This is a genomic window from Vibrio tapetis subsp. tapetis, from assembly GCF_900233005.1.
GTDB lineage: Bacteria > Pseudomonadota > Gammaproteobacteria > Enterobacterales > Vibrionaceae > Vibrio > Vibrio tapetis.
Genome location: NZ_LT960611.1, coordinates 3,470,895 through 3,494,386, shown reverse-complemented (window position 1 = coordinate 3,494,386; position 23,492 = coordinate 3,470,895). Strand labels below are relative to the sequence as shown.

The following is a 23,492-nucleotide window of genomic DNA, read 5'->3' as shown; positions in this document are numbered from 1 at the left end:
TTGGCCTTTTTTGTTATTCAGCCTGTTATCTCCTAATGATTTGGAGCCGGAACCTGGGTAAGATCTTCATCTTTTGGGATTTGCTTCATTGCGTGTGCAATCTCTTCCGCTTCCGTACCGATGATCACTTGTAAATTATTATCTCCCATCTTCACGATCCCCATAGCACCAATGGCTTTAAGCATCGATTCGTTGGCGATAGACGTATCCTTTAAAGTAAGACGCAAACGAGTAATACACGAATCTATCGACGTTAAATTCTCATGTCCACCTAACGCTTTTAGATATTGTGCGGCTTTTTCATTCGTATCCAGTTTATCTATTTCAGCAACTTCTTTGTCTTCTCGACCCGGCGTCTTCAAGTCAAATTTAAGAATCGCAAATCGGAAAATAAAGTAGTATATCGCTGCAAAGCAAAGCCCTTGTACAATCAACATATACGGCTTCACTGCCAATGGTAAATTGAACGATAAAACAAAATCAATTAAGCCACCGCTGAAAGTAAAGCCCGCAATCCATTGCATGCTAGCTGCGATGTACAAGGATAAGGCCGCTAAAAAGGCATGAATCACATAAAGAACTGGAGCAACAAACATAAACGCAAACTCAATGGGTTCCGTTACGCCAGTCAAGATAGCAGTTAACGCCGAAGCACCTAAGATACCTCCAACCTTCTTTTTATTCTCTGGCTTAGCACAGTGATACATTGCCAAACATGCCGCTGGTAAACCATAACCCATGACAGGGAAGAAACCACCTTGATAAATACCCGTCACACCTAACTCACCAGTACTAGACCAGAACTTGGAAATGTCATTTATTCCCACGAGATCGAAAATGAATACTTGGTTAAGTGCATGGTGAAGACCAACGGGGATCAGTAGTCGGTTAAAGAAACCATATAAGCCTGCTCCCGCAGCTCCCATTTCAGAAATCGCAATACCGAAATCAACTAAAGCACCATATACCGCAGGCCAAACGTAGACCATAACCAAACTGATAGCGATCGCGGAAAGTGAAGTAACAATCGGAACAAACCTCCGACCGCCAAAGAAGCCCAATACGGCAGGTAATTTGATGGTATGGAATCGGTTATAAAGTGTTGCTGCGACTATACCAATCACAATTCCCGTGAATGCGCTGACAGATGCCTTGGAGGCGATCAACTCTGAGCTACTCATTTGATCGACTGGCACACCGGTGATCTGTGAAATAACGGCTACATTTCCTACAATCATCTCAATGATCAGCAATCCTAGTAAGCCGGATAATGCAGCAGCGCCGTTATTATCTTTTGCTAATCCATACGCCACACCCACGGCAAACAGCCATGCCTGATTATCCATAATACCTTTACCGCCATACACCAGTATGGTGGCTAAAGCACTGTTTGCTCCCCAGCCAGAGGGATCAATGGCATAACCCAAACCGAGCATTAAGCCGCCCGCAGGCAATACGGCAATTGGCACCATCAGTGCCTTACCTATTTTTTGTAGATATCCTAGTATGTTCACTTTGCGTCCTCGTTCGATATTTAACAATGAAACTAGACTACGTGAATGAGGGTCAAGCCACGATTTTGCTCAGATTAACTTTTATTAATGAAGAGAGTTTTTATGGGATGCGGATAGCATTGTGCGATATACACGTTCTTGAGACGAAAAAAAACCGCTAACGAATTAGCGGTTTTTTTAATGTGGTGGAGAGATAGGGATTTGAACCCTAGAGCCGCTACAAACGACTGCCGGTTTTCAAGACCGGTGCTTTCGACCACTCAGCCATCTCTCCACAAACTGTTACTAAATAAAGTCTTATTGAGTGCTTTATCTAGTTTTGTTTTTAGATGTAAATCTAAAAACGATATTTAAAGCCTGGCGATGTCCTACTCTCACATGGGGAAACCCCACACTACCATCGGCGCTACTGCGTTTCACTTCTGAGTTCGGCATGGGATCAGGTGGGTCCGCAACGCTATGGTCGCCAAGCAAATTCTTTAATTCGGAAAGCTGTTGCTTAAAAGTTCTTATTACACATTCAATTATGTTCTTGCTTTGAGTCCAATCAAAACCCCTTGGGTGTTGTATGGTTAAGCCTCACGGGCAATTAGTACAGGTTAGCTCAATGCCTCGCAGCACTTACACACCCTGCCTATCAACGTTCTAGTCTTGAACAACCCTTTAGGGCACTTAAAGTGCCAGGGAAAACTCATCTCAAGGCTCGCTTCGCGCTTAGATGCTTTCAGCGCTTATCGATTCCGAACTTAGCTACCGGGCAATGCCATTGGCATGACAACCCGAACACCAGAGGTTCGTCCACTCCGGTCCTCTCGTACTAGGAGCAGCCCCTTTCAATTTTCCAACGCCCACGGCAGATAGGGACCGAACTGTCTCACGACGTTCTAAACCCAGCTCGCGTACCACTTTAAATGGCGAACAGCCATACCCTTGGGACCGACTTCAGCCCCAGGATGTGATGAGCCGACATCGAGGTGCCAAACACCGCCGTCGATATGAACTCTTGGGCGGTATCAGCCTGTTATCCCCGGAGTACCTTTTATCCGTTGAGCGATGGCCCTTCCATTCAGAACCACCGGATCACTATGACCTGCTTTCGCACCTGCTCGAATTGTCATTCTCGCAGTCAAGCGGGCTTATGCCATTGCACTAACCACACGATGTCCAACCGTGTTTAGCCCACCTTCGTGCTCCTCCGTTACTCTTTGGGAGGAGACCGCCCCAGTCAAACTACCCACCAGGCACTGTCCGCAACCCCGATAAGGGGCCGACGTTAGAACATCAAGCATACAAGGGTGGTATTTCAAGATTGCCTCCACTCCATCTAGCGACGAAGTTTCAAAGGCTCCCACCTATCCTACACATGTAGGGTCAATGTTCAGTGCCAAGCTGTAGTAAAGGTTCACGGGGTCTTTCCGTCTAGCCGCGGGTACACTGCATCTTCACAGCGATTTCAATTTCACTGAGTCTCGGGTGGAGACAGCGTGGCCATCATTACGCCATTCGTGCAGGTCGGAACTTACCCGACAAGGAATTTCGCTACCTTAGGACCGTTATAGTTACGGCCGCCGTTTACCGGGGCTTCGATCAAGAGCTTCGACCGAAGTCTAACCCCATCAATTAACCTTCCGGCACCGGGCAGGCGTCACACCGTATACGTCATCTTACGATTTTGCACAGTGCTGTGTTTTTAATAAACAGTTGCAGCCACCTGGTATCTGCGACTCCTAGTAGCTCCATCCGCAAGGGACTTCACCGCCAAGAGCGTACCTTCTCCCGAAGTTACGGTACCATTTTGCCTAGTTCCTTCACCCGAGTTCTCTCAAGCGCCTTGGTATTCTCTACCCGACCACCTGTGTCGGTTTGGGGTACGATTTCTTATAATCTGAAGCTTAGAGGCTTTTCCTGGAAGCATGGCATCAATGACTTCACAACCGTAGTTGCTCGACATCGTGTCTCAGCGTTAATAACGGTCCGGATTTACCTAAACCATCCGCCTACGCACTTGAACCTGGATAACCATCACCAGGCCCACCTAGCCTTCTCCGTCCCCCCATCGCAATTATAAGAAGTACGGGAATATTAACCCGTTTCCCATCGACTACGCCTTTCGGCCTCGCCTTAGGGGTCGACTTACCCTGCCCCGATTAACGTTGGACAGGAACCCTTGGTCTTCCGGCGAGGGAGTTTTTCACTCCCTTTATCGTTACTCATGTCAGCATTCGCACTTCTGATACGTCCAGCAGCCCTTACAGACCACCTTCAACCGCTTACAGAACGCTCCCCTACCCCGCACACAAAAGTGTGCAGCCGCAGCTTCGGTTTACTACTTAGCCCCGTTACATCTTCCGCGCAGGCCGACTCGACCAGTGAGCTATTACGCTTTCTTTAAATGATGGCTGCTTCTAAGCCAACATCCTGGCTGTCTGAGCCTTCCCACATCGTTTCCCACTTAGTAGTAATTTGGGACCTTAGCTGGCGGTCTGGGTTGTTTCCCTCTCCACGACGGACGTTAGCACCCGCCGTGTGTCTCCCGGATATTACTTATTGGTATTCGGAGTTTGCAAAGGGTTGGTAAGTCGGGATGACCCCCTAGCCTTAACAGTGCTCTACCCCCAATAGTATTCGTCCGAGGCGCTACCTAAATAGCTTTCGGGGAGAACCAGCTATCTCCAGGTTTGATTGGCCTTTCACCCCTAGCCACAAGTCATCCGCTAATTTTTCAACATTAGTCGGTTCGGTCCTCCAATTGATGTTACTCAATCTTCAACCTGCCCATGGCTAGATCACCTGGTTTCGGGTCTAATTCTAGCAACTGAGCGCCCAGTTAAGACTCGGTTTCCCTACGGCTCCCCTAAACGGTTAACCTTGCTACTAAAATTAAGTCGCTGACCCATTATACAAAAGGTACGCAGTCACCCAACAAGTGGGCTCCTACTGCTTGTACGTACACGGTTTCAGGTTCTATTTCACTCCCCTCACAGGGGTTCTTTTCGCCTTTCCCTCACGGTACTGGTTCACTATCGGTCAGTCAGTAGTATTTAGCCTTGGAGGATGGTCCCCCCATATTCAAACAGGATATCACGTGTCCCGCCTTACTCGTTTTCACTGATTATGATGCGTCGACTACGGGGCTATCACCCTTTACTGCGACACTTTCCAGAGTCTTCGTCTGCATCATTAAAAGCTTAAGGGCTAATCCAATTTCGCTCGCCGCTACTTTCGGAATCTCGGTTGATTTCTCTTCCTTCGGGTACTTAGATGTTTCAGTTCCCCGAGTTCGCTTCACTTAGCTATGTATTCACTAAGAGATGACCGCTTATGCGGCCAGGTTTCCCCATTCGGAAATCGTAGACTCAAGTGGCTTTTACTGCCTTATCTACGCTTATCGCAAGTTAATACGTCCTTCATCGCCTCTGACTGCCAAGGCATCCACCGTGTACGCTTAGTCACTTAACCATACAACCCCAAGAGGTTTCTCTTTGTCTTCACTTTGAAAAGTGAAAGCAAACAAGCGTATGGCAAACAACCAAGGTTGTCTCTCTATTTTATGAGTGAGAGACGTTCGATTTTGCCGGACTCAAATATGTTTTCATTCGCATGAAAACCCAAGAACACTTGAATGTGTGTTGGTACCTATCACTCTTAAAGAGTCATAGGATTTGAGAACTTTTAAATTTGAATAACAATGAAATCACATTGTTATTCGTCAGCTTTCCAAATTCTTAAAGAGCAAAAGTTTCTTCCTAAGAAGTCACATTTTCTAAAGACTTTCGGCGACAAAAAATCCAACCAGCGAGTGGTTTGGATTATCTCTTCCAAAAATACTTAGAGAATGGTGGGCGATACCGGGCTCGAACCAGTGACCCCCTGCTTGTAAGGCAGGTGCTCTCCCAACTGAGCTAATCGCCCACGATAGTTTTAATTCCTTCGCGGAGAAAGAATGGTGGGTCGTGCAGGATTCGAACCTGCGACCAATTGATTAAAAGTCAACTGCTCTACCAGCTGAGCTAACGACCCAATGGTATCCCGTAGGGGAGTCGAACCCCTGTTACCGCCGTGAAAGGGCGGTGTCCTAGGCCTCTAGACGAACGGGACACTAAGTTTGTTTCCACTTTAAAAAGTAGAATCAAATTTGTTTGAAGAACTTGGGAGTTCTTCTCTCTTTTGCTTTTCTAAACCATATCAATCTGTGTGGGTACTCATCGTGAAAATCTTCGTATAAGGAGGTGATCCAGCCCCAGGTTCCCCTAGGGCTACCTTGTTACGACTTCACCCCAGTCATGAACCACAAAGTGGTAAGCGTCCTCCCCGAAAGGTTAAACTACCTACTTCTTTTGCAGCCCACTCCCATGGTGTGACGGGCGGTGTGTACAAGGCCCGGGAACGTATTCACCGTGACATTCTGATTCACGATTACTAGCGATTCCGACTTCATGGAGTCGAGTTGCAGACTCCAATCCGGACTACGACGCACTTTTTGGGATTCGCTCACCATCGCTGGTTGGCTGCCCTCTGTATGCGCCATTGTAGCACGTGTGTAGCCCTACTCGTAAGGGCCATGATGACTTGACGTCGTCCCCACCTTCCTCCGGTTTATCACCGGCAGTCTCCCTGGAGTTCCCGACATTACTCGCTGGCAAACAAGGATAAGGGTTGCGCTCGTTGCGGGACTTAACCCAACATTTCACAACACGAGCTGACGACAGCCATGCAGCACCTGTCTCAGAGTTCCCGAAGGCACACCTGCGTCTCCGCTGGCTTCTCTGGATGTCAAGAGTAGGTAAGGTTCTTCGCGTTGCATCGAATTAAACCACATGCTCCACCGCTTGTGCGGGCCCCCGTCAATTCATTTGAGTTTTAATCTTGCGACCGTACTCCCCAGGCGGTCTACTTAACGCGTTAGCTCCGAAAGCCACGGCTCAAGGCCACAACCTCCAAGTAGACATCGTTTACGGCGTGGACTACCAGGGTATCTAATCCTGTTTGCTCCCCACGCTTTCGCATCTGAGTGTCAGTATCTGTCCAGGGGGCCGCCTTCGCCACTGGTATTCCTTCAGATCTCTACGCATTTCACCGCTACACCTGAAATTCTACCCCCCTCTACAGTACTCTAGCCCGCCAGTTTCAAATGCAGTTCCGAGGTTGAGCCCCGGGCTTTCACATCTGACTTAACGAACCACCTGCATGCGCTTTACGCCCAGTAATTCCGATTAACGCTCGCACCCTCCGTATTACCGCGGCTGCTGGCACGGAGTTAGCCGGTGCTTCTTCTGCAGCTAACGTCAAGGATGCACGCTATTAACGTACACCCCTTCCTCACTGCTGAAAGTACTTTACAACCCGAAGGCCTTCTTCATACACGCGGCATGGCTGCATCAGGCTTGCGCCCATTGTGCAATATTCCCCACTGCTGCCTCCCGTAGGAGTCTGGACCGTGTCTCAGTTCCAGTGTGGCTGATCATCCTCTCAGACCAGCTAGGGATCGTCGCCTTGGTGAGCCATTACCTCACCAACTAGCTAATCCCACCTAGGCATATCCTGACGCGAGAGGCCCGAAGGTCCCCCTCTTTGGCCCGAAGGCATTATGCGGTATTAGCCATCGTTTCCAATGGTTATCCCCCACATCAGGGCAATTTCATAGGCATTACTCACCCGTCCGCCGCTCGACGCCGAAGTAGCAAGCTACTTCTCGTTTCCGCTCGACTTGCATGTGTTAGGCCTGCCGCCAGCGTTCAATCTGAGCCATGATCAAACTCTTCAATTTAAGATTTTGTCGGCTCAATGAATACTGACTTTAAATTACCTTAGTAAATTAAAGCTATTACCATTCCAACAGAATGGTAATGAATTGACTGTGCCAAAATTAAGTAAACTTAATTTCGTATTGGTCACTCAGTTCATTGAAACCAAAGTTGTTTCCGAAGAAACTGTTTTTACCGAGGTAAAAACGTTTTGATTATCATCAACGAGTGCCCACACAGATTGATAGGTTTAAATTGTTAAAGAGCGTTTCGATTTAAGCTATGCTTGAATCGGACGGCCATTCTAGCGATTTAAGTTTTAGTGTCAACCACTTTTTTTCAAAACTTTTTAAGCACTTGGCTTAGCTAGTAGACCTTACTGATTGGTTGCTCATATCTTTCGATGTGTGCTCCGTGTCAGTGAGGTCGCATTATAGAGATCAGCGTCACATTGGCAAGCCCTTTTTTACGATATTTTGCATTTTTTTATCGTTTGGGCGTTTTTCAAACAAATACCGCTATTTCTGCTACTAAAATCATCAGTATCACGCCATTATGAGTCTAGATTAAGGAGATAATCATGACTTCAATACGCAGCTATAAAGGCATTCAGCCAAAATTAGGCAAGCGGGTCTATATAGATAACAGCGCCGTCGTCGTTGGAGACATCCGAATTGGCGATGATTCCAGCATTTGGCCACATGTTGCAGCCCGTGGTGATGTAAACCATATCCATATTGGTAAACGCAGTAACGTACAAGACGGCAGTGTATTGCATGTTACCCATAAAAATGACGACAACCCTGAGGGCTATCCTCTATTAATAGGGAATGACGTTACTATTGGCCATAAGGTTATGTTGCATGGCTGCACGATAAAAGACAGAGTGTTAGTGGGTATGGGTGCCATTGTTTTAGATGGTGTCTATATAGAAGAAGACGTCATGATTGGTGCGGGTAGCTTAGTACCACCCAATAAGCGGCTTGAAAGTGGTTTTCTCTATGTTGGTAGCCCTGTAAAGCAGGCGCGCCCCTTAACAGAAAAAGAACGCGCTTTTTTAAAACAGTCCGCTAAAAACTATGTACAGAACAAAAACGATTACCTTGTATGTGTACACGAAGTGAAAGCTAGATAATCTCTATTTGGCCGAGCCCGTTAAAGTTCTCTTCTTCTATTAGCTCTTCAGCCAAATCTTCTAAATCAAAACGAAGTTGGCTGAAAGCGGCTAATGCTTGTTCTTCATTAGCTACCTCACCATCAAACATACGGGCAAGAACCGATTGATGGACAATACACTCAATCAAGGCTCCTGCTTGCTGCGCAGGAAAACTAATTTGTTGGCTGTCTGCTTTCCAGCTTTGTATATCCGGAAATAAAATTGATTGGTTCATTACTGCCCTTCTAAATTTCTGCGTAATTCTCTTAGTATTTGCTTACCGCCAGGTCTAAGGCCGCGCCATAGCATAAAGCTTTCTGCCGCTTGCCCTACCAGCATACCAAGTCCGTCGTATCCGATTAATGCACCATTATCTAATGCCCACTGATTAAAACGAGTGGTTCCTTTGCCATACACCATGTCATAGCAAATGGTACTGGTGCTAAAAATGACAGGCTCTATGTTTGGTAAATCACCCTGCAAGCCAGCTGAAGAAGCGTTAATAACCAAATCGTAAGGTTGTTTTACTTTAGACATCTCGATAGATGAAACAGCCCCGTAAGCTTGGAACATATCGGCCAAGAGTTCTGCTTTAGCATAAGTACGATTGGTAATTTCTAGCAGCTTAGGCTTTTGCTCTAAGATGGATTGAATAACCCCTCTCGCCGCCCCACCAGCACCAATAAGTAAGATACGAGCACCTTCTAATGGCACTTTCATCGAAAGCAAGTCTTGAACTAGCCCAGCGCCATCGGTGGTATCACCAATAATTTCACCATCATCAAGTTTTTTTAAGGTATTCACAGCGCCTGCTAATTTTGCTCGCTCTGTTAAGCGATCGGCGAACTGATAAGCTTGCTCTTTGAAAGGGGCAGTAATATTGCACCCTTTACCACCTTGCTCAAAAAACGCATTTGCAGCGGCTGCAAATTCTTCAGGAGGTGCACTTTGAGCTGTGTACTCTATATTTTGATTCGTTTGACGGGCAAACAAGGTATGTATAAATGGGGATTTACTTTGGGAAATAGGATTGCCAAAAACGGCGTATTGATCATTTTGGTGGGCCATGTCCTTGCCTCTATGTAAAAAGGGTCACTGTTAATGACCCTATCACTATATAAGCAATGAAAAAACCCTTACCAGTCTATCGGCTTTAGGTATTGTTCAAGTTTCGCTTCTTCACTATTTTCTTCCGGCTCATATTGGTATTCCCATCGAGCCAAAGGTGGCATAGACATCAAGATTGATTCAGTACGACCGCCACTTTGTAATCCAAATAGTGTACCTCGGTCATAGACCAGGTTGAATTCAACATAACGGCCACGTCTATATAGTTGGAAGTCACGTTGTTTCTGAGCAAACTCAGTTGAATGGCGCTTTTCTACAATGGGTAGATACGCTTGAGTGTATCCAAGCCCAACCGCCTTAATGTAATCGAAACTGCGCTCAAAGCCCCATTCATTCAAATCATCAAAAAACAGGCCGCCGACACCGCGGGTCTCGTCTCTATGAGGTAAGAAAAAATATTTATCACACCAAGCTTTATGATCGTCATATACCGATACACCAAATGGCGCACACAACTGTTTTGCCGTATCGTGCCAATGTTGGCAATCTTCTTTAAAAGGGTAAAATGGAGTTAGGTCGAACCCACCACCAAACCACCAAATGGGCGTCTCCCCCTCTTTCTCTGCGATAAAGAAGCGAACATTAGCGTGAGAAGTTGGCACAAAAGGATTGTTTGGGTGCATCACTAACGAAACCCCCATAGCTTCAAACTTACGTCCAGCTAACTCTGGTCGATGTGCTGTAGCAGACGCAGGCATTTGTCGGCCTTGCACATGAGAAAAGTTAACGCCACCTTGCTCAAAAACATGGCCTCCTTTCATCACACGCGTACGACCTCCACCACCTAGCTTTTCACCTGACTCCCTTTGCCATGCATCTTCAACAAACTTGGCATGACCATCAGCTTGTTCTAGTTCCTGACAAATGCTGTCTTGTAGCGACAATAAAAAGGTTTTTACGGCTTGTTTATCTATTTGAGACATAGTTTTCCTTGCTGAGGTTAGCCCTGTCGGATCAATTGCAGTGTTTTTGCGTCACGGATCTCACTTGGCTTATCTCGACCACCCGTTGCGCCTTCCAGTATAGCGTTTAGTCTATCACCTAATTGCTGATGGACTTCCTGTGTTGTCATGCACGGGGGCAAGCCCGTTAAGTTAGCACTTGTGGAAGTAATTGGCTTACCGAATTCTCGACATAGTTTTTGCACCAAAGGGTGATCGGTCACGCGAACCGCAATTGAGTCAAACTGGCCACTCACATGACGTGAGACTTTTGGGCTAGCAGGCATTATCCATGTGACTGGCCCAGGCCAACTGGCTTTCACTCTAGATAGTTGCTCTTCATTAAGCTGAGCTTCATCAATATAGGGTAACAACTGGGCATAATCGGATGCAATAAGGATAAGCCCTTTTTCAACAGGGCGCTGCTTTAGCGCCAAAAGCTTATTTATTGCGTGAATATTATCAGGATCACAGCCCACCCCAAACACCCCTTCTGTCGGGTACGCAATGACTTCCCCTGCCTGTAGGGTTGAGATTGTATGTTTAAAATTGTCCATGACCGAGTTCCTAATGAATACACTTTATGAGCTAAGTGTACAAACTATCATTCTCGTTGCCCAAAGCTATTTGTTTATAAAATGTATCAATATTCATCCACTAGCGACGCAAACGTTTTCCTTAAGCGTTTTTACCCGTATAATGCGCGCAAAATATCCGCTCACCTAATTTACGCACTTGAAGGAGTTTGAGATGAAAGTCGGTATTATCATGGGTTCTAAGTCTGATTGGCCAACAATGAAACTAGCAGCAGAAATGCTAGACCAATTTGGCGTTGCTTACGAAACCAAAGTGGTGTCTGCACACCGTACTCCTCAGTTATTAGCCGATTACGCAAGTGGCGCTAAAGATCGCGGAATTAAAGTGATCATTGCTGGTGCCGGAGGCGCAGCGCACCTTCCAGGTATGGCGGCTGCTTTTACTAGCCTTCCCGTATTAGGTGTTCCTGTTCAGTCTCGTGCGCTTAAAGGCATGGATTCTCTGCTTTCGATTGTTCAAATGCCAAAAGGTATTGCTGTTGGTACTCTCGCTATTGGCGAAGCTGGCGCGGCAAACGCAGGCATTTTAGCCGCGCAAATCCTAGGTACTCATGATGAAGAAGTGATGTCAAAGGTTGAAGCTTTCCGTGCAACACAAACGGAAACGGTATTAGCTAACCCAAACCCTGCAGAGGATTAATCGCCATGCACGTATTGGTGTTAGGTGCGGGCCAACTTGCTCGCATGATGTCTTTAGCCGGTGCTCCACTCAATATTGAGATTTCAGCCTTTGATGTTGGCAGTGAAAATATTGTGCACCCTCTCACGGCGCAGTTACTTGGCCACGGCCTTGAAAACGCCATTGAGAAAGCGGACGTAATCACAGCAGAGTTCGAGCATATTCCTCACGATGTACTCGATGTCTGTGAAAAGAGCGGAAAATTCTTTCCTACTACCGATGCAATTAAAGCTGGCGGTGATCGACGCATTGAAAAAGCCTTACTTGATAATGCCAACGTAAAAAATGCTAAATACGCCGTTATTGAAACTCGTGAAGATTTCGATGCCGCAATAGCCTATGTTGGCGTACCTATGGTGCTAAAAAGCGCGTTAGGTGGATACGACGGTAAAGGCCAGTGGCGCTTAAAAGACACTGACAATGCCGACGATATTTGGTCAGAAATGCAAGACTGTATTGCAGCCACTGCGACACAAGCGATTGTGGCCGAAGAATTTGTCTCTTTTGACCGCGAAGTATCATTAGTCGGTGCTCGTAATGCTCAGGGTGACATCGCTGTTTACCCATTGGCTGAAAACGTGCACACCGATGGTGTATTAAGCTTATCCACTGCCATTGTAGAGCCTGCACTTCAACAACAAGCAAAGCAAATGTTCACCGCTGTAGCAGAAAGCCTAGACTACGTTGGTGTGCTAGCCCTTGAATACTTTGATGTGCAAGGTCAGCTTCTGGTTAACGAAATTGCACCTCGTGTACACAATTCTGGTCACTGGACTCAGCAAGGCGCTGAAACTTGCCAATTTGAAAACCACTTGCGTGCGGTATGCAATATGCCATTAGGCAGCACCGAACTCATCCGCCCGACCGCAATGATCAACATTCTTGGTGAAGATACATTACCAGAGTCTGTACTTGCGATGGATGGTTGTCACGTTCATTGGTATGGCAAAGAAAAACGCCCTGGTCGTAAAATGGGTCATATTAATGTTTGTGCGAACAGCAATGAAGCACTCACTGAAGCACTTCGTGTATTGGCAAATACTCTAGATGAACATGCGTTTCCTGCTCTGAAGAATATCTAGCCTACAGAACACCAAACAATAAAAGGCCGCAGATAAACGTATCTGCGGCCTTTTCGTATTTTACAAAAGATGGAAAGTTATACTAACTCACCAGCCCCCATTTTTGATTGTTCACTGTTTTCAACCAAAATAGCGGTGGCCGTTTCTTTTAATGCGGCCCATTCTGCGTCTTCTACTTCAATGCCCTTTTGCCAGGCATTTTCTTGTGATTGGGATAGTTCTTCCGAAGTAATATGAACGGGGTACTGTTGTGAAAGTAACGCTATATCAAAGTCATGGACTGAAAGCTCTATCGTCATGTCATGAAGTGATTCTTCTGCTACATCATTTAACTCAGAGTAAAAAAGCTCAGGGGAAACACAGCCACGATTCAAGATATACAAAATACGGTTAGGGCTAGTGCCATTACTCCACTTCGCTGTACACGCAATCCCCTTAGCCGCGAGTTTGACTAACTCACTATAAGCTAACCACCTATTATGGCAGTTTGTCAGTTCAACCTTGAGCGTCTTATGCCCTACCATTTTTTCAACGGCATAATCCATGATCACCGGCAAATGACACGCTAGGCTACTTTTATGCAAATCAACCTGAACCGTGACGCCTTTACTCGTCGCGAGTTTAATGTCGACGGGGTAATCTTCTTCTAGCCCTATAAAACGGCTCGCATTATTAAAGTGGCGAACCCCATGCAAGCCGACCATTTGTAGGTCTGCTACCATGGTGGCGATAACATCTGCTTCTCCACAACAACGGCGCATACCAAGAAAAGCCTTATTCACCGAAGCCACTAATTCATTATGAGAAACAATCATGACTTCTCTCCTTCTGTGGTGCTGCGCGTATTTATTAACTCGCTCTCGGTAGGTAAAAGCGGGAATATCCAATTATCTTGCTGACATTCATCTTCAATTTCATCCAATAGCGGAGCACCTTGGAAAAACGTTACTTGTACCCAGCGATCAGATCGAGGATCAAATTTAGTTGCACCAAATATGGCCAACTTACATCGCAGCAAATGCATTGGTAATGAAGACCGATGCAAGACATTCATCTGTATGTCACCCATCGCCTTATTTCCTAGAGTCCAGGCTCGACGGGATATCGCTCGATATTGTGGCTGTAAAACAAAAAACTCAGCCAAAGACACGTCAGGAGAAAACGACTGCAGGGCTTGATGTAAACGATAGATCTGCCGACCAATATCCAAAGGCAACTCTCTGTCTTCGCCTGGCTCTTCACCTCGAACCCCTAGCCGTGGCTCTTCTTTATCTTGTGAGCGATACCAAAACCAATAATTATTCTCGGCCTGAGTGAAATCCGTATCAATCGCCCAACGGTAGTTTTGCTCCAAGGTCACGAGTAGATCTTGGACTTTTTTGCCACTAGGAATAAACAGTGTTTCATCGCAATTCATTTTTTCTTGAAATGCATCGACACGATCTGGGTACAACTCTAACAAACAAACCAATAACACTTCTTGAGCTTCTAAACTCATGCCCTGAGATTGTTCTACGACTTGTGCCCATGTTTGACGCGACTCTAACAAGGTGGGCAACTCTTGCTTTAACCACTGATTTAAGTCGGCCACTGCCGTTTGATTGAGTTTCTTTTGTTGCTCATTAATCGTCACTACTTGTTGAAGGTGGCTGACCGCTTTAAGCAGTAAGTTTTGAAACGATTGTTGTATGCTCAGCTCTGGTGTGCAAGTTAATACCGATGACAACGCTTTTTCTCGCGTAGTAAGCCATTGATCAACGATACATGGGTGGTTAATTAAGTAAGGAGCCATCCCCAACCCCGTCGCATTACCGACCCCTAAATAGCGCTGCAATTGACGATGAAGACTCACCGATTGTGCGCCACCTTTTTGTTTTGCTAAATAATTAACCCAATCGAGGCTGAATTCTCTTAGCAAATACACGGCACACATTTGGGCACTGAAAGATTGTTCAAAATCCGGATTGCGTTCCAATAGTTTAAAATCGGCAATGCCAAATTTACCGTTACCATATACTGCAGTAGTACGTAGGATATAACCCACATCGGCTAATTCTTTCGAACTCGGTTGCTCGCCGTCGGCTAACCGACTAACAATGTGGTCAAAGACACGCACACTTTTATTGGCTCGTGCCAGCACCAGCACATTGTTCGGGTTTCTACCTGCTTCTTGCAAAGGGACGTTCGCTCGAAGTTTTTCCAATAGGCTGACATCAACATCTCCGTCAACCAATGCAAAGGTTACATCCCATTTTTCCGCAATGACGCGATCATTACGCTCATCATCAGCAATTTCATCGCAAAACACGACCAAGTGATAAGTATGATTTGGCGTTGCCAGTTTGTAGATGACATGGCCAAACCCATCAGGGCTAAGCTGCCATTGATGCTTAGAGACTTTCCATTGTTGTTGTCCCATTTTTCGAATCATGGTTCTCACGAAGCTAATTCGAGATTGGTGCATTGCACCTAGCCTTTCTGGCGACATGACAACATCAGCATTTCGCAAAGACGTTTCAGTGTAAGTAGAACGATGTGCATCCATCTTGCTCACCACCATTTTTAATTATAAGAGTAGTAATGTTCAATTAAGGGTGAGTACGCTCACCCTTATCGATGTGTCTATTGGCTTATAGCCCTTGTTCTTTTGCCATTTTGATCGCTATTTGTGGCGCATTCCAAAGCGAAGGCAATAAGATCAACGACACAGGTACGGCTGTAATCACAATGAAGGATTGCAGTGCAGAAATACCACCCGAACCAAGAGATATCAGGATTAAAGCTGTTACCCCCATCATTACTCCCCAAAATGTTCTTATGACAGCGTTAGGTTCTGTTTCTCCACTGATCACCACACTGATGGTGTAGGTCATTGAGTCACCGGTTGTCACAATGAAGATCGTAGTAAGAACCAAAAACAAGATGGATATCAGCATTGGGAACGGCAACTGTTGTGTAACAGCAAGCAGAGCACCAGGAAGATTGAAGCCTTCAAAAGCTTTACTCACACTACCAGGGTCGGCGATTTCAAATGCGAGGCCAGACCCGCCAACAATCGTGAACCAAAAACAAGTCACTAATGGCGCAACCACACTGATTGTCGTCACCAATTGACGAATACTGCGGCCCCGAGAGATACGAGCAATAAAGATCGCCATCATCGGCCCATAACCTAGGAACCAGCCCCAGAAGAACACCGTCCACCAGCTCAACCAACCTTCATCACCACGATATGTTGCCATCGGGATGAAGTTATCCAACATGCTACCTACACCTTGAATATAGCCGTTAAAAATGAAATTCGTAGGGCCAAAAATAAGGATGTACACCATCAGAGCCATCGCCAGAATAACGTTATAACGGCTTAGCATCTGCATGCCTCGATTAAGCCCGCTTAACGCAGATAGGGTATACAGCACAATGGCAAATAGAATGATGATCAGTTGAGTGGTAAAGCCATCAGGAATATCAAACAACGCATTCAGTGCATAACTGACTTGTAAGCCCAAGAAGCCAATTGGTCCAATGGTTCCCGCAGCAACGGCAACAATACAACAAGCGTCAATCAGCGCACCTACATGCCCTTTTAATGCTCGCTCGCCCAACACTGGATACAATAAAATACGAGGTTTAAGCGGCAGTCCTTTATCGTAATGAAGATGCATCACAACAATAGACGTTAAGCTGCCAACAATCGCCCACGCTAAAAACCCCCAATGCATGAATGATTGAGAAAGTGCATTCACCGCGCCTTGCTGAACATTATCTTGAGCACCATATAAGGGTGGAGGACTGACAAAATGGGCGATAGGCTCAGCGGCAGCCCAAAAGACACCACCACCGGCTAATAACGTACAGAAAATGATCGCCATCCAACGAAATGCATCCATTTCGGGCTTATCAATACCACCCAGTATCACTTTACCTGTGCGCCCTGCAGCAAGACCGATGCCAATCAGAAACGTCAGCAACAACAGGACTTGCCAGTAAGGGCCAAACACTTTGACCGACCAAGCAAACCCCGAGTTAACAAGGCTCGAGAGTAACTTAGCGTCATACAAAGCAATCATGACGAAAAGAGCAATAAAACCGCCGCTATACCAAAAGGCAGGGTTACTCAATCCAAGTTTGTCGGAATTGCTATTAGAGGTGGATAGGCTCTTCTCACTTGCAGCTTGGTTATTTGATGACTGCGCACTATTCGATGCAGTCGCCAAGTTAGAAGCTTTCGCGCTATTGGTTAAATCAGACATGCTCTGACTCCAGAGTTTTGTACTATCACCTAAGTGGCAACAGCAAGCAGTGTATTTAACACCTACCCTATTATTGTTGTGCTGGGTAGGCTGTTCCTTGTTCGGGCTACAGCTTTACGAAATAGGCTCTAATCCTTGTTGTAGGAAATTGAACCAGTTCTCACCCAGAATTTTGCCCGCCTCAGATTCGTTAAATCCGTGACGCATTAAACCGTTATAAATATTTTCCATACCTGAACTTCCACAAAACCATGGCAATGCATCAGGCCAACCAGAGTTGTTTGCGGAACCTTCACCGTAATCCATGGCTTTTGACCATCGACCGTTTCTCATCCATTCCAAGATTTCTTGCGGTTGGTTCAAGCACAAATCGCTGCCAATACCTAAGTGATCAACACCGACCATTTCTGCTGTTGTTGCGACCATTTGGCAAAAGTCTTCCAACGTACATTGGCTACCATTAGGTAAGTGAAATGGGTACAAGCTGAACCCAATCAATCCACCACGAGCGGTCAGTGCTTTGATCACCTCATTTGATTTATTACGTAAGGCGTCATGAGCAAAGGTTGGGTTAGCATGGCTAATGCATATGGGTCTTGAAGAAAGGTCGATAGCTTCTAGTGTTGAACGCTCAGCACTGTGCGACATATCAACGATCATTCCAACACGATTCATTTCAGCGATGGCTTGCTTCCCAAAACGGGTAATACCACTATCGCTCTGTTCATAACACCCAGTTGCTAGTAGACTTTGGTTGTTATAAGTCAACTGCATGATAAGCAGCCCTTGGCGGCGCATGACCTCTATCAAACCAATTTCATCTTCAATCGGTGAACAGTTTTGAGCGCCAAGGAAAATGCCCACTCTTCCTGTTTGTTTTGCAAGCTCTACATCCGCCATTGAGTGAATCGGCATGATGAGATCCGAGTTCTGCTCAAATCGTAAATTCCACTCAGCAAAACGAGTTAGGGTTTCACGCGTATTCTCGTGGTACACCATCGTTGCGTGCACCGCAGTAATCCCACTCGCTTTTAGGGTTTGAAAGTACTCTCGATTCCAATTGCAGTACTGCAATCCATCAATCACAATCCGTTGCTGATACATAGCCGCTCCTTTTGATAACTTTGGTTATTTGGAAAGGCCTAATGGTTCATCCATCAGGCCAATCGACCTTAGTAAGGACGTTGGTAAGCCGTTTTCACAACGGTATAAAATTCTTTCGCGTATTGGCCTTGCTCTCTTGGTCCAAAGCTTGATTCTTTGCGGCCACCGAATGGCACATGATAATCCGTTCCAGCGGTCGGTAAGTTAACCATCACGCAGCCAGTCTGAGCTTGCTGCTTAAACATGGCACTAGTACGAAGACTTTGTGTAATGATGCCGCCCGTTAAACCAAAGCGCGTATCATTGGTGGTCGCTATGGCCTCTTCCAAGTTCGCCACTCGGACAACACTCGCCATCGGCGCAAACACCTCTTCTTGGTTTACTTCCCAGCTGTTTTGAGTATTTAGAAATAGCGTTGGTGACATGTAATAACCTTCATGTTCAAGGCTCAAGCGCTCTCCACCAAAGGCAAGTTCAGCGCCACTCTGGCGGGCTTTTTCGATCCAATTGAAGTTTGATTCCAATTGGTTACTATCAACAACAGGCCCCATGAACACACCGTCTTCTAAAGCGTGACCGACTTTTAATTCGCTCATGCGTTTGATCAGCGCTTCTACGTAGGCGTCATGGATACCATCCATCACCACTAAACGAGATGAAGCGGTACATTTCTGACCGGCACCTGAAAATGATCCTGCTATCGTCGCATCAACTGCCGTTTGAATATCTGCATCATCGGCAATCACTAACGCATTTTTACTGCCCATCTCTAACTGACAACGGACAAAATTAGGCGCGGTCGCGGTCGCCACTTTACGTCCGGTTTCGACTGAACCCGTAAAGCTCACCCCATTGATCTCTTTCGAGTTGATTAAGGTATTGCCCACTTTAGAACCGCCGCCCAGCACCAAGTTAAATGTGCCTGCTGGAAGCCCTTGTCTGTGAATAATTTCCGTTAGCGCAACCGCACTTGCAGGGGTTAAATTGGCTGGTTTCCAAATCACGCTATTCCCAAACGCTAGCGCTGGTGCAATTTTCCAAGCTGCTGTTGCTGTCGGAAAGTTCCATGGAGAAATAATAGCAATCACTCCAACCGCCTCTCGAGTCACTTCAACAGAAACCCCTGGCCTTACGGAATCCGCACTGTCACCAATTTGGCGAAGCACTTCAGCTGCAAAATATTGGAAAAACTGCCCAGCTCGATATATCTCGCCGCGCCCTTCTGCAAATGGTTTGCCCTCTTCACGAGACAACAAAGTACCTAACTCATCACAACGGGCGATCAGTTCATCGCCAATGGCTTGCAATACTGCTTGCTTACGCTCAATGGGCGTTTTTTCCCATTCAGGCTGTGCCACTTTCGCCGCCGAAATAGCTTGATGGACTTGCTCTTCACTGGCTTGAGCAAAGTGACCTAAATTTTCACTAATGTCCGATGGGTTAATGTTTTCGATAGTGCTAACACCTGATTGCCATTCACCAGCGATATATAGCGCATTTTCAGATGGGATATTGTTTGCATGAGTCATCATTCTTTCCTTGTAACAGTTGGACTGCAGTTGAGTCAGGCAGTCGTAAAAATTGGGAGAGTGCTATTCTTTCGTTTACGGCATCACTCAGATGCAGAAGACGCGGCATACACAACAAATTCAACCAGCATTTCTTCTCGAGCAAGACCGGCAACGATCATCGCCGCACGATTAGGATAAGGTGCATTAAAGTACTCAGCGTAAACACTGTTCACTGTTTTAAGATATTCACGGTCGGTAACATAAATAAGAACTTGAAGAACTGAGTCCAACGATTCACCCGCACACTCTAATGTGTGTACTAAGTTGTTGAACGTTTGTCTGGTTTGCGCCTCAATCCCCCCCTCGACAACAGCACCGGTTTCATCAATCGGTATCTGCGCAGTATAAAGCGTACCGTTATTTACGATCGCCCACTCAAGTGGCGCCTTAGAAGCAAATAAAGAAGTTTTGACTGGGTGTTTTATTGTTTGGGCATTCACGTCTTATCCAACCTTGTAACAACTATGTTTCAATATGGTTAAATAATGCGCTTTGAGATATGATAAATCTAACGGTAAATTTTGTTCATTTGATAATTAAAACTTATCACCTTATCAAACATAAGGTGAATAAAGGGCTGACAAGGAAATAACCCCATGAGCATCAAGCTCCAACAATTAAGTCATTTTGTGATGGTAGTCGAAGAAGGTGGGTTTCGCGCCGCGGCTAATCGAGCTAATCGTTCTCAAGCGGCACTTTCAACCTCTTTAAAGGAACTGGAAAAAACACTTGGTCAGCCACTATTTGAATCTGGCAATACGTCAAAATTAACGCCATTTGGTGAGATTTGTTTACCCAAAGTCACGCAATTTCTTAATGTTTATCAAGCATTAGATAATGACTTACGAGCCGCGGCAGCAGGTCAACAAGGCCGAGTTCGCATCGCCAGTGTCCCTTCTGTAGCCGCTAAATTGATCCCCAGCGTACTTGGTGCTTTTTGTGAAAAGTACCCAAATGTAGAGGTGAGTTTAATTGACGATAACGCAGCCGGTGTAGAAACCAGGTTGTTGTCGGGAGAGGTAGACTTGGCTTTAGGCAATTGTTCTGAGGTCGACGATGGCGTCATCGATTTCACACCGCTGATTTCCGACCCTATCGGAGTAGTCTGCCTACGAGACAACCCCATTGCCGCCAAACGAGAGGGCATCGAATGGCACACATTACTTGAACAACCCTTTATACGTAATGGAACCTGCACCTTACTTGATCCAACACCCGCAAGAGCATTAAGTAAGCAGGCCCTCTACTCAGTAGAAAACATCACATCATTATTTTCAGTGCTGGAGCTAGGAATAGGAGTAACGACATTACCAAAATTAGCCTTTCCAACGAATGAAACTCGCTTAATCTGGCTGCCTTTGATTGATCCTCCTCTTAAGCGTCAAATCGGTATATTTCGGCTTGCAGAAAGAACCATCTCACCGCAGGCACAAGCTTTCTACGACTTGTGCATTCAGTATCTCAACTATTCCGACGATGCTTAGGTTTCGACCAAACTTAAATTTAGTCGGGATTATTGGAGGGAAAGATCGCTTTGAGTATGCTGACACTTTCTATCAGCGCATTGAATTTTATCGCCGCTGGCCAATTTTTTTTCAATCAACAGCGGAAAGCCACATAACTCGCATTTACCTTTATACGGCGGCTGATTCAACGCAAACTTGCACTTAGGGAAGTTATCACACGCGTAAAAGGTTTTTCCGTAGCGCGATTTTCGCTCTACTAGGTGTCCCTTTCCGCAATCAGGGCAAGCAAATAGCGGCTGCTTCTCTTGCGGTTCAGTCGGTTTATCCATTGATTCAATATGATGACACACAGGATAGGCACTACAGCCAATAAACATGCCATATCGACCTTGGCGCAACACCATTTCATGGCTGCATTCAGGGCAAGGGATCCCCAACTCTTTAACGATGTGACCATCGTTTTGATGCAGTGGTTTAATGAAGTCACACTCAGGGTATCGATTACACCCCAAGAACGGGCCGTGTTTGCCGTGTTTTAACGACAGTTCACCGCCCTCTTCGTTACTACATTTAGGGCAAGACTCATGCTCTAGTGCATGCTCATGATTCGAAAAAAGCTGCTGATCGATTTTATTGCTCATATGACAATTACAAAATGCCTATTATTAAGGTCTACTGACCTAGTGAAGGATGCCGGTTTCGGTTGTGTACAACAGCTCTTCCATCTGCGTATAAGCGTTTTCATTTCCTGGAACATTGAACAAGACCAACAACACAATCCACTTGAGGTCATCAAGATGAAAGTCGCTTGTTTCAATCCCCATCACTCGATCAATCACCATTTCGCGAGTTTCGGTTGTAAGCACACCAACCTGCTCTAAAAAGAGTAAAAAACCACGGCATTTCATAAAAATACGGTGCATTTCTGTGTTGGTATAAATGCGTACCGAAGTCGTTGAGTTCGTCGTAATCGCAGATTGGCCATCACTTTCTTGCAATGCCGCTAACTCTTCAAGCCAATTAAGCGCTTTATAAATTTCTTTTTGGTGGAAACCAGCACGAACCAACTCATCTTCGAGCTCGTCCTGATCAACCATCAGTTCTGCATCGCTGTGGATGTAGGTTTCGAACAAATACATCAATATGTCCATCATAACTAGCCCCTCCCCTTTCGAATATAGCCACCAGGTACTGCAGCAACGCGACCCGAGAGTTCTAACTCGAGCAGTTGCATCATGACTTCATGCACAGGTATATGGGTCCGCTGTGCAAGAATATCAACGGGTGTTGCTTGTTGTCCTACGTTAGCCATTAGTTTTGGAAATGGCAATGCTTCTTGCTCGGTCTCTGATGTAAATATAGTTGTTTGTTGCGATAGTGACCATGAAACCAACGTTTCTACTTCATCAATAATGTCTTGCGGGGTCAAAACTAAGCAGGCACCAGACTTAATTAAACCATTACCACCATTGCTATTTGGCGAATCGATTGAGCTGGGTAGTGCAAACACATCTCGCCCTTGCTCTGCTGCGTAACGAGCCGTTATTAATGATCCACTTCGTTGCGCCGCTTCAACCACAAATACGCCTACGGATAAGCCACTGATAATTCTGTTTCGCCGCGGAAAATGAGTCGGGTGAGGCTTTGTTTCTGGATGAAACTCTGAAACCAACGCGCCTTGTTCGATAATACGACTGGCTAATTTCTTATGACGAGCCGGGTAAATACAATCCAAACCTGAACCTAGCACCGCTATCGTTTTGCCACTTTGCAACGCACCGTTATGAGCATGACCATCAATGCCCAATGCTAAGCCACTGGTTACGATCAACCCACTTTCCGCCAATGCGTAGGCAAAATTGGTCGCATGTCGAAGCCCATCAACACTGGCATTTCTACTTCCTACCATGGCTATTTGGGGATTTGAAAGTGATGCAATATCACCTTTCACAAAGATGACAGGAGGAGGTGACGATACTTGTTTTAGAAGATTAGGGTATGCGTCATCCAATAAGGTTACGATATGGTGGCTGTCATGCATTTGCCACTCTAAACAAGCGTCCACTTTTTCATGATGAGCTTTACGAATGTGAGAGATTTGTGGGGCCGTGAGTCCAAAAGACTGCAGACGCTCTTCATCGGATCCAACAATATTCACTGCACTATCAAATGCCAGTAAACGGCCCAATGCCACAGCCCCTATTTTCGGGGTGTTAGTGAGTATTAGCCAAGCCGATAGCTCTTGATCGGACATGCAC

Annotated in this window: 17 protein-coding genes, 4 tRNA genes, 3 rRNA genes and 1 pseudogene; 4 read left to right on the top strand and 21 right to left on the bottom strand. The window is 45.9% G+C overall.

Annotated features, from left to right (window positions below; translation table 11 throughout):
• Positions 1-32: 32 nt before the first annotated feature.
• From nagE to VTAP4600_RS15675, 8 genes are all read right to left on the bottom strand, one after another.
• Positions 33-1,514: an N-acetylglucosamine-specific PTS transporter subunit IIBC gene (gene nagE / locus VTAP4600_RS15710; RefSeq protein ID WP_102523641.1), complete on the bottom strand. Its 1,482-nt coding sequence runs from the start codon at positions 1,512-1,514 to the stop codon at positions 33-35.
• A gap of 183 nt (positions 1,515-1,697) precedes the next feature.
• A tRNA-Ser gene (locus VTAP4600_RS15705) sits at positions 1,698-1,788 on the bottom strand.
• An 81-nt stretch (positions 1,789-1,869) separates the two neighbouring features.
• Positions 1,870-1,985 (bottom strand): 5S ribosomal RNA (gene rrf, locus VTAP4600_RS15700).
• Positions 1,986-2,082: 97 nt separating this feature from the next.
• Positions 2,083-4,973: ribosomal RNA gene (locus tag VTAP4600_RS15695) — 23S ribosomal RNA — on the bottom strand.
• Positions 4,974-5,350: 377 nt separating this feature from the next.
• Positions 5,351-5,426, bottom strand: a tRNA-Val gene (locus tag VTAP4600_RS15690).
• 32 nt (positions 5,427-5,458) lie between these two features.
• A tRNA-Lys gene (locus VTAP4600_RS15685) sits at positions 5,459-5,534 on the bottom strand.
• 2 nt (positions 5,535-5,536) lie between these two features.
• Positions 5,537-5,612, bottom strand: a tRNA-Glu gene (locus VTAP4600_RS15680).
• A 124-nt stretch (positions 5,613-5,736) separates the two neighbouring features.
• Positions 5,737-7,281: ribosomal RNA gene (locus VTAP4600_RS15675) — 16S ribosomal RNA — on the bottom strand.
• Together the 16S, 23S and 5S rRNA genes with 4 tRNA genes alongside form the textbook arrangement of a ribosomal RNA operon.
• Before the next feature lie 557 nt (positions 7,282-7,838).
• On the opposite strand from VTAP4600_RS15675, the gene VTAP4600_RS15670 reads away from it, so the two are divergent.
• The gene (locus tag VTAP4600_RS15670; protein WP_102523640.1) at positions 7,839-8,393 is read left to right on the top strand and encodes a gamma carbonic anhydrase family protein; all 555 of its coding nucleotides are present in this window, start codon (positions 7,839-7,841) and stop codon (positions 8,391-8,393) included.
• On the opposite strand, the gene VTAP4600_RS15665 is transcribed toward VTAP4600_RS15670, so the two are convergent.
• The 4 genes from VTAP4600_RS15665 to tsaC all read right to left on the bottom strand — a co-directional run bounded on the left by VTAP4600_RS15665 (position 8,386) and on the right by tsaC (position 11,040).
• Positions 8,386-8,649 carry a DUF1488 family protein gene (locus VTAP4600_RS15665; protein ID WP_102523639.1) on the bottom strand — a complete coding sequence of 88 codons (264 nt, stop codon included), beginning with the start codon at positions 8,647-8,649 and terminating at the stop codon, positions 8,386-8,388. The genes VTAP4600_RS15670 and VTAP4600_RS15665 overlap by 8 nt on opposite strands.
• Entirely contained in the window at positions 8,649-9,482 is an 834-nt protein-coding gene (gene aroE / locus VTAP4600_RS15660) for a shikimate dehydrogenase (RefSeq protein ID WP_102523638.1), read from the bottom strand. Before aroE ends, VTAP4600_RS15665 begins: the two co-directional genes overlap by 1 nt.
• Positions 9,483-9,550: 68 nt before the next feature.
• The gene (gene hemF / locus VTAP4600_RS15655; protein ID WP_102523637.1) at positions 9,551-10,465 is read right to left on the bottom strand and encodes an oxygen-dependent coproporphyrinogen oxidase; all 915 of its coding nucleotides are present in this window, start codon (positions 10,463-10,465) and stop codon (positions 9,551-9,553) included.
• A gap of 17 nt (positions 10,466-10,482) precedes the next feature.
• Entirely contained in the window at positions 10,483-11,040 is a 558-nt protein-coding gene (gene tsaC, locus VTAP4600_RS15650) for an L-threonylcarbamoyladenylate synthase type 1 TsaC (RefSeq protein ID WP_102523636.1), read from the bottom strand.
• 193 nt (positions 11,041-11,233) lie between these two features.
• On the opposite strand from tsaC, the gene purE reads away from it, so the two are divergent.
• Positions 11,234-11,719, top strand: coding sequence for a 5-(carboxyamino)imidazole ribonucleotide mutase (gene purE, locus VTAP4600_RS15645; RefSeq protein ID WP_102523635.1), 486 nt, complete (start codon positions 11,234-11,236; stop codon positions 11,717-11,719).
• Positions 11,720-11,724: 5 nt separating this feature from the next.
• Positions 11,725-12,840, top strand: a complete 1,116-nt coding sequence (locus tag VTAP4600_RS15640) for a 5-(carboxyamino)imidazole ribonucleotide synthase (protein WP_102523634.1) — start codon at positions 11,725-11,727, stop codon at positions 12,838-12,840.
• 77 nt (positions 12,841-12,917) lie between these two features.
• Here VTAP4600_RS15640 and VTAP4600_RS15635 read toward each other — a convergent pair whose 3' ends face one another.
• From VTAP4600_RS15635 to VTAP4600_RS15610, 6 genes and pseudogenes are all read right to left on the bottom strand, one after another.
• Positions 12,918-13,655, bottom strand: coding sequence for a DUF3726 domain-containing protein (locus tag VTAP4600_RS15635; protein ID WP_102523633.1), 738 nt, complete (start codon positions 13,653-13,655; stop codon positions 12,918-12,920).
• The gene (locus VTAP4600_RS15630) at positions 13,652-15,385 is read right to left on the bottom strand and encodes a hypothetical protein (protein WP_231897819.1); all 1,734 of its coding nucleotides are present in this window, start codon (positions 15,383-15,385) and stop codon (positions 13,652-13,654) included. Before VTAP4600_RS15630 ends, VTAP4600_RS15635 begins: the two co-directional genes overlap by 4 nt.
• Before the next feature lie 85 nt (positions 15,386-15,470).
• A pseudogene (locus tag VTAP4600_RS15625) lies at positions 15,471-16,976 on the bottom strand (BCCT family transporter); the annotation flags it as partial.
• 231 nt (positions 16,977-17,207) lie between these two features.
• The gene (locus VTAP4600_RS15620) at positions 17,208-18,197 is read right to left on the bottom strand and encodes a membrane dipeptidase (RefSeq protein ID WP_102523630.1); all 990 of its coding nucleotides are present in this window, start codon (positions 18,195-18,197) and stop codon (positions 17,208-17,210) included.
• A 68-nt stretch (positions 18,198-18,265) separates the two neighbouring features.
• Positions 18,266-19,726, bottom strand: coding sequence for an aldehyde dehydrogenase family protein (locus VTAP4600_RS15615; RefSeq protein WP_102523629.1), 1,461 nt, complete (start codon positions 19,724-19,726; stop codon positions 18,266-18,268).
• An 83-nt stretch (positions 19,727-19,809) separates the two neighbouring features.
• Complete coding sequence (locus VTAP4600_RS15610; protein ID WP_102523628.1) at positions 19,810-20,208, bottom strand: RidA family protein; 399 nt, start codon at positions 20,206-20,208, stop codon at positions 19,810-19,812.
• 156 nt (positions 20,209-20,364) lie between these two features.
• Here VTAP4600_RS15610 and VTAP4600_RS15605 point away from each other — a divergent pair, with 156 nt between their 5' ends.
• Entirely contained in the window at positions 20,365-21,252 is an 888-nt protein-coding gene (locus tag VTAP4600_RS15605) for a LysR family transcriptional regulator (RefSeq protein ID WP_102523627.1), read from the top strand.
• A 29-nt stretch (positions 21,253-21,281) separates the two neighbouring features.
• Here VTAP4600_RS15605 and VTAP4600_RS15600 read toward each other — a convergent pair whose 3' ends face one another.
• From VTAP4600_RS15600 to dprA, 3 genes are read right to left on the bottom strand one after another with little or no spacing between them, the layout of a single operon-like run.
• On the bottom strand, positions 21,282-21,875 hold the full coding sequence (locus tag VTAP4600_RS15600; protein WP_102523626.1) for a DNA topoisomerase family protein: 594 nt from the start codon (positions 21,873-21,875) through the stop codon (positions 21,282-21,284).
• Between the two features lie 39 nt (positions 21,876-21,914).
• Positions 21,915-22,388, bottom strand: coding sequence for a DUF494 family protein (locus VTAP4600_RS15595; protein WP_102523625.1), 474 nt, complete (start codon positions 22,386-22,388; stop codon positions 21,915-21,917).
• 2 nt (positions 22,389-22,390) lie between these two features.
• Positions 22,391-23,488 (bottom strand): DNA-processing protein DprA, encoded by a 1,098-nt coding sequence (dprA, locus tag VTAP4600_RS15590; protein WP_102523624.1) that lies wholly within the window; start codon positions 23,486-23,488, stop codon positions 22,391-22,393.
• Positions 23,489-23,492: the final 4 nt, after the last annotated feature.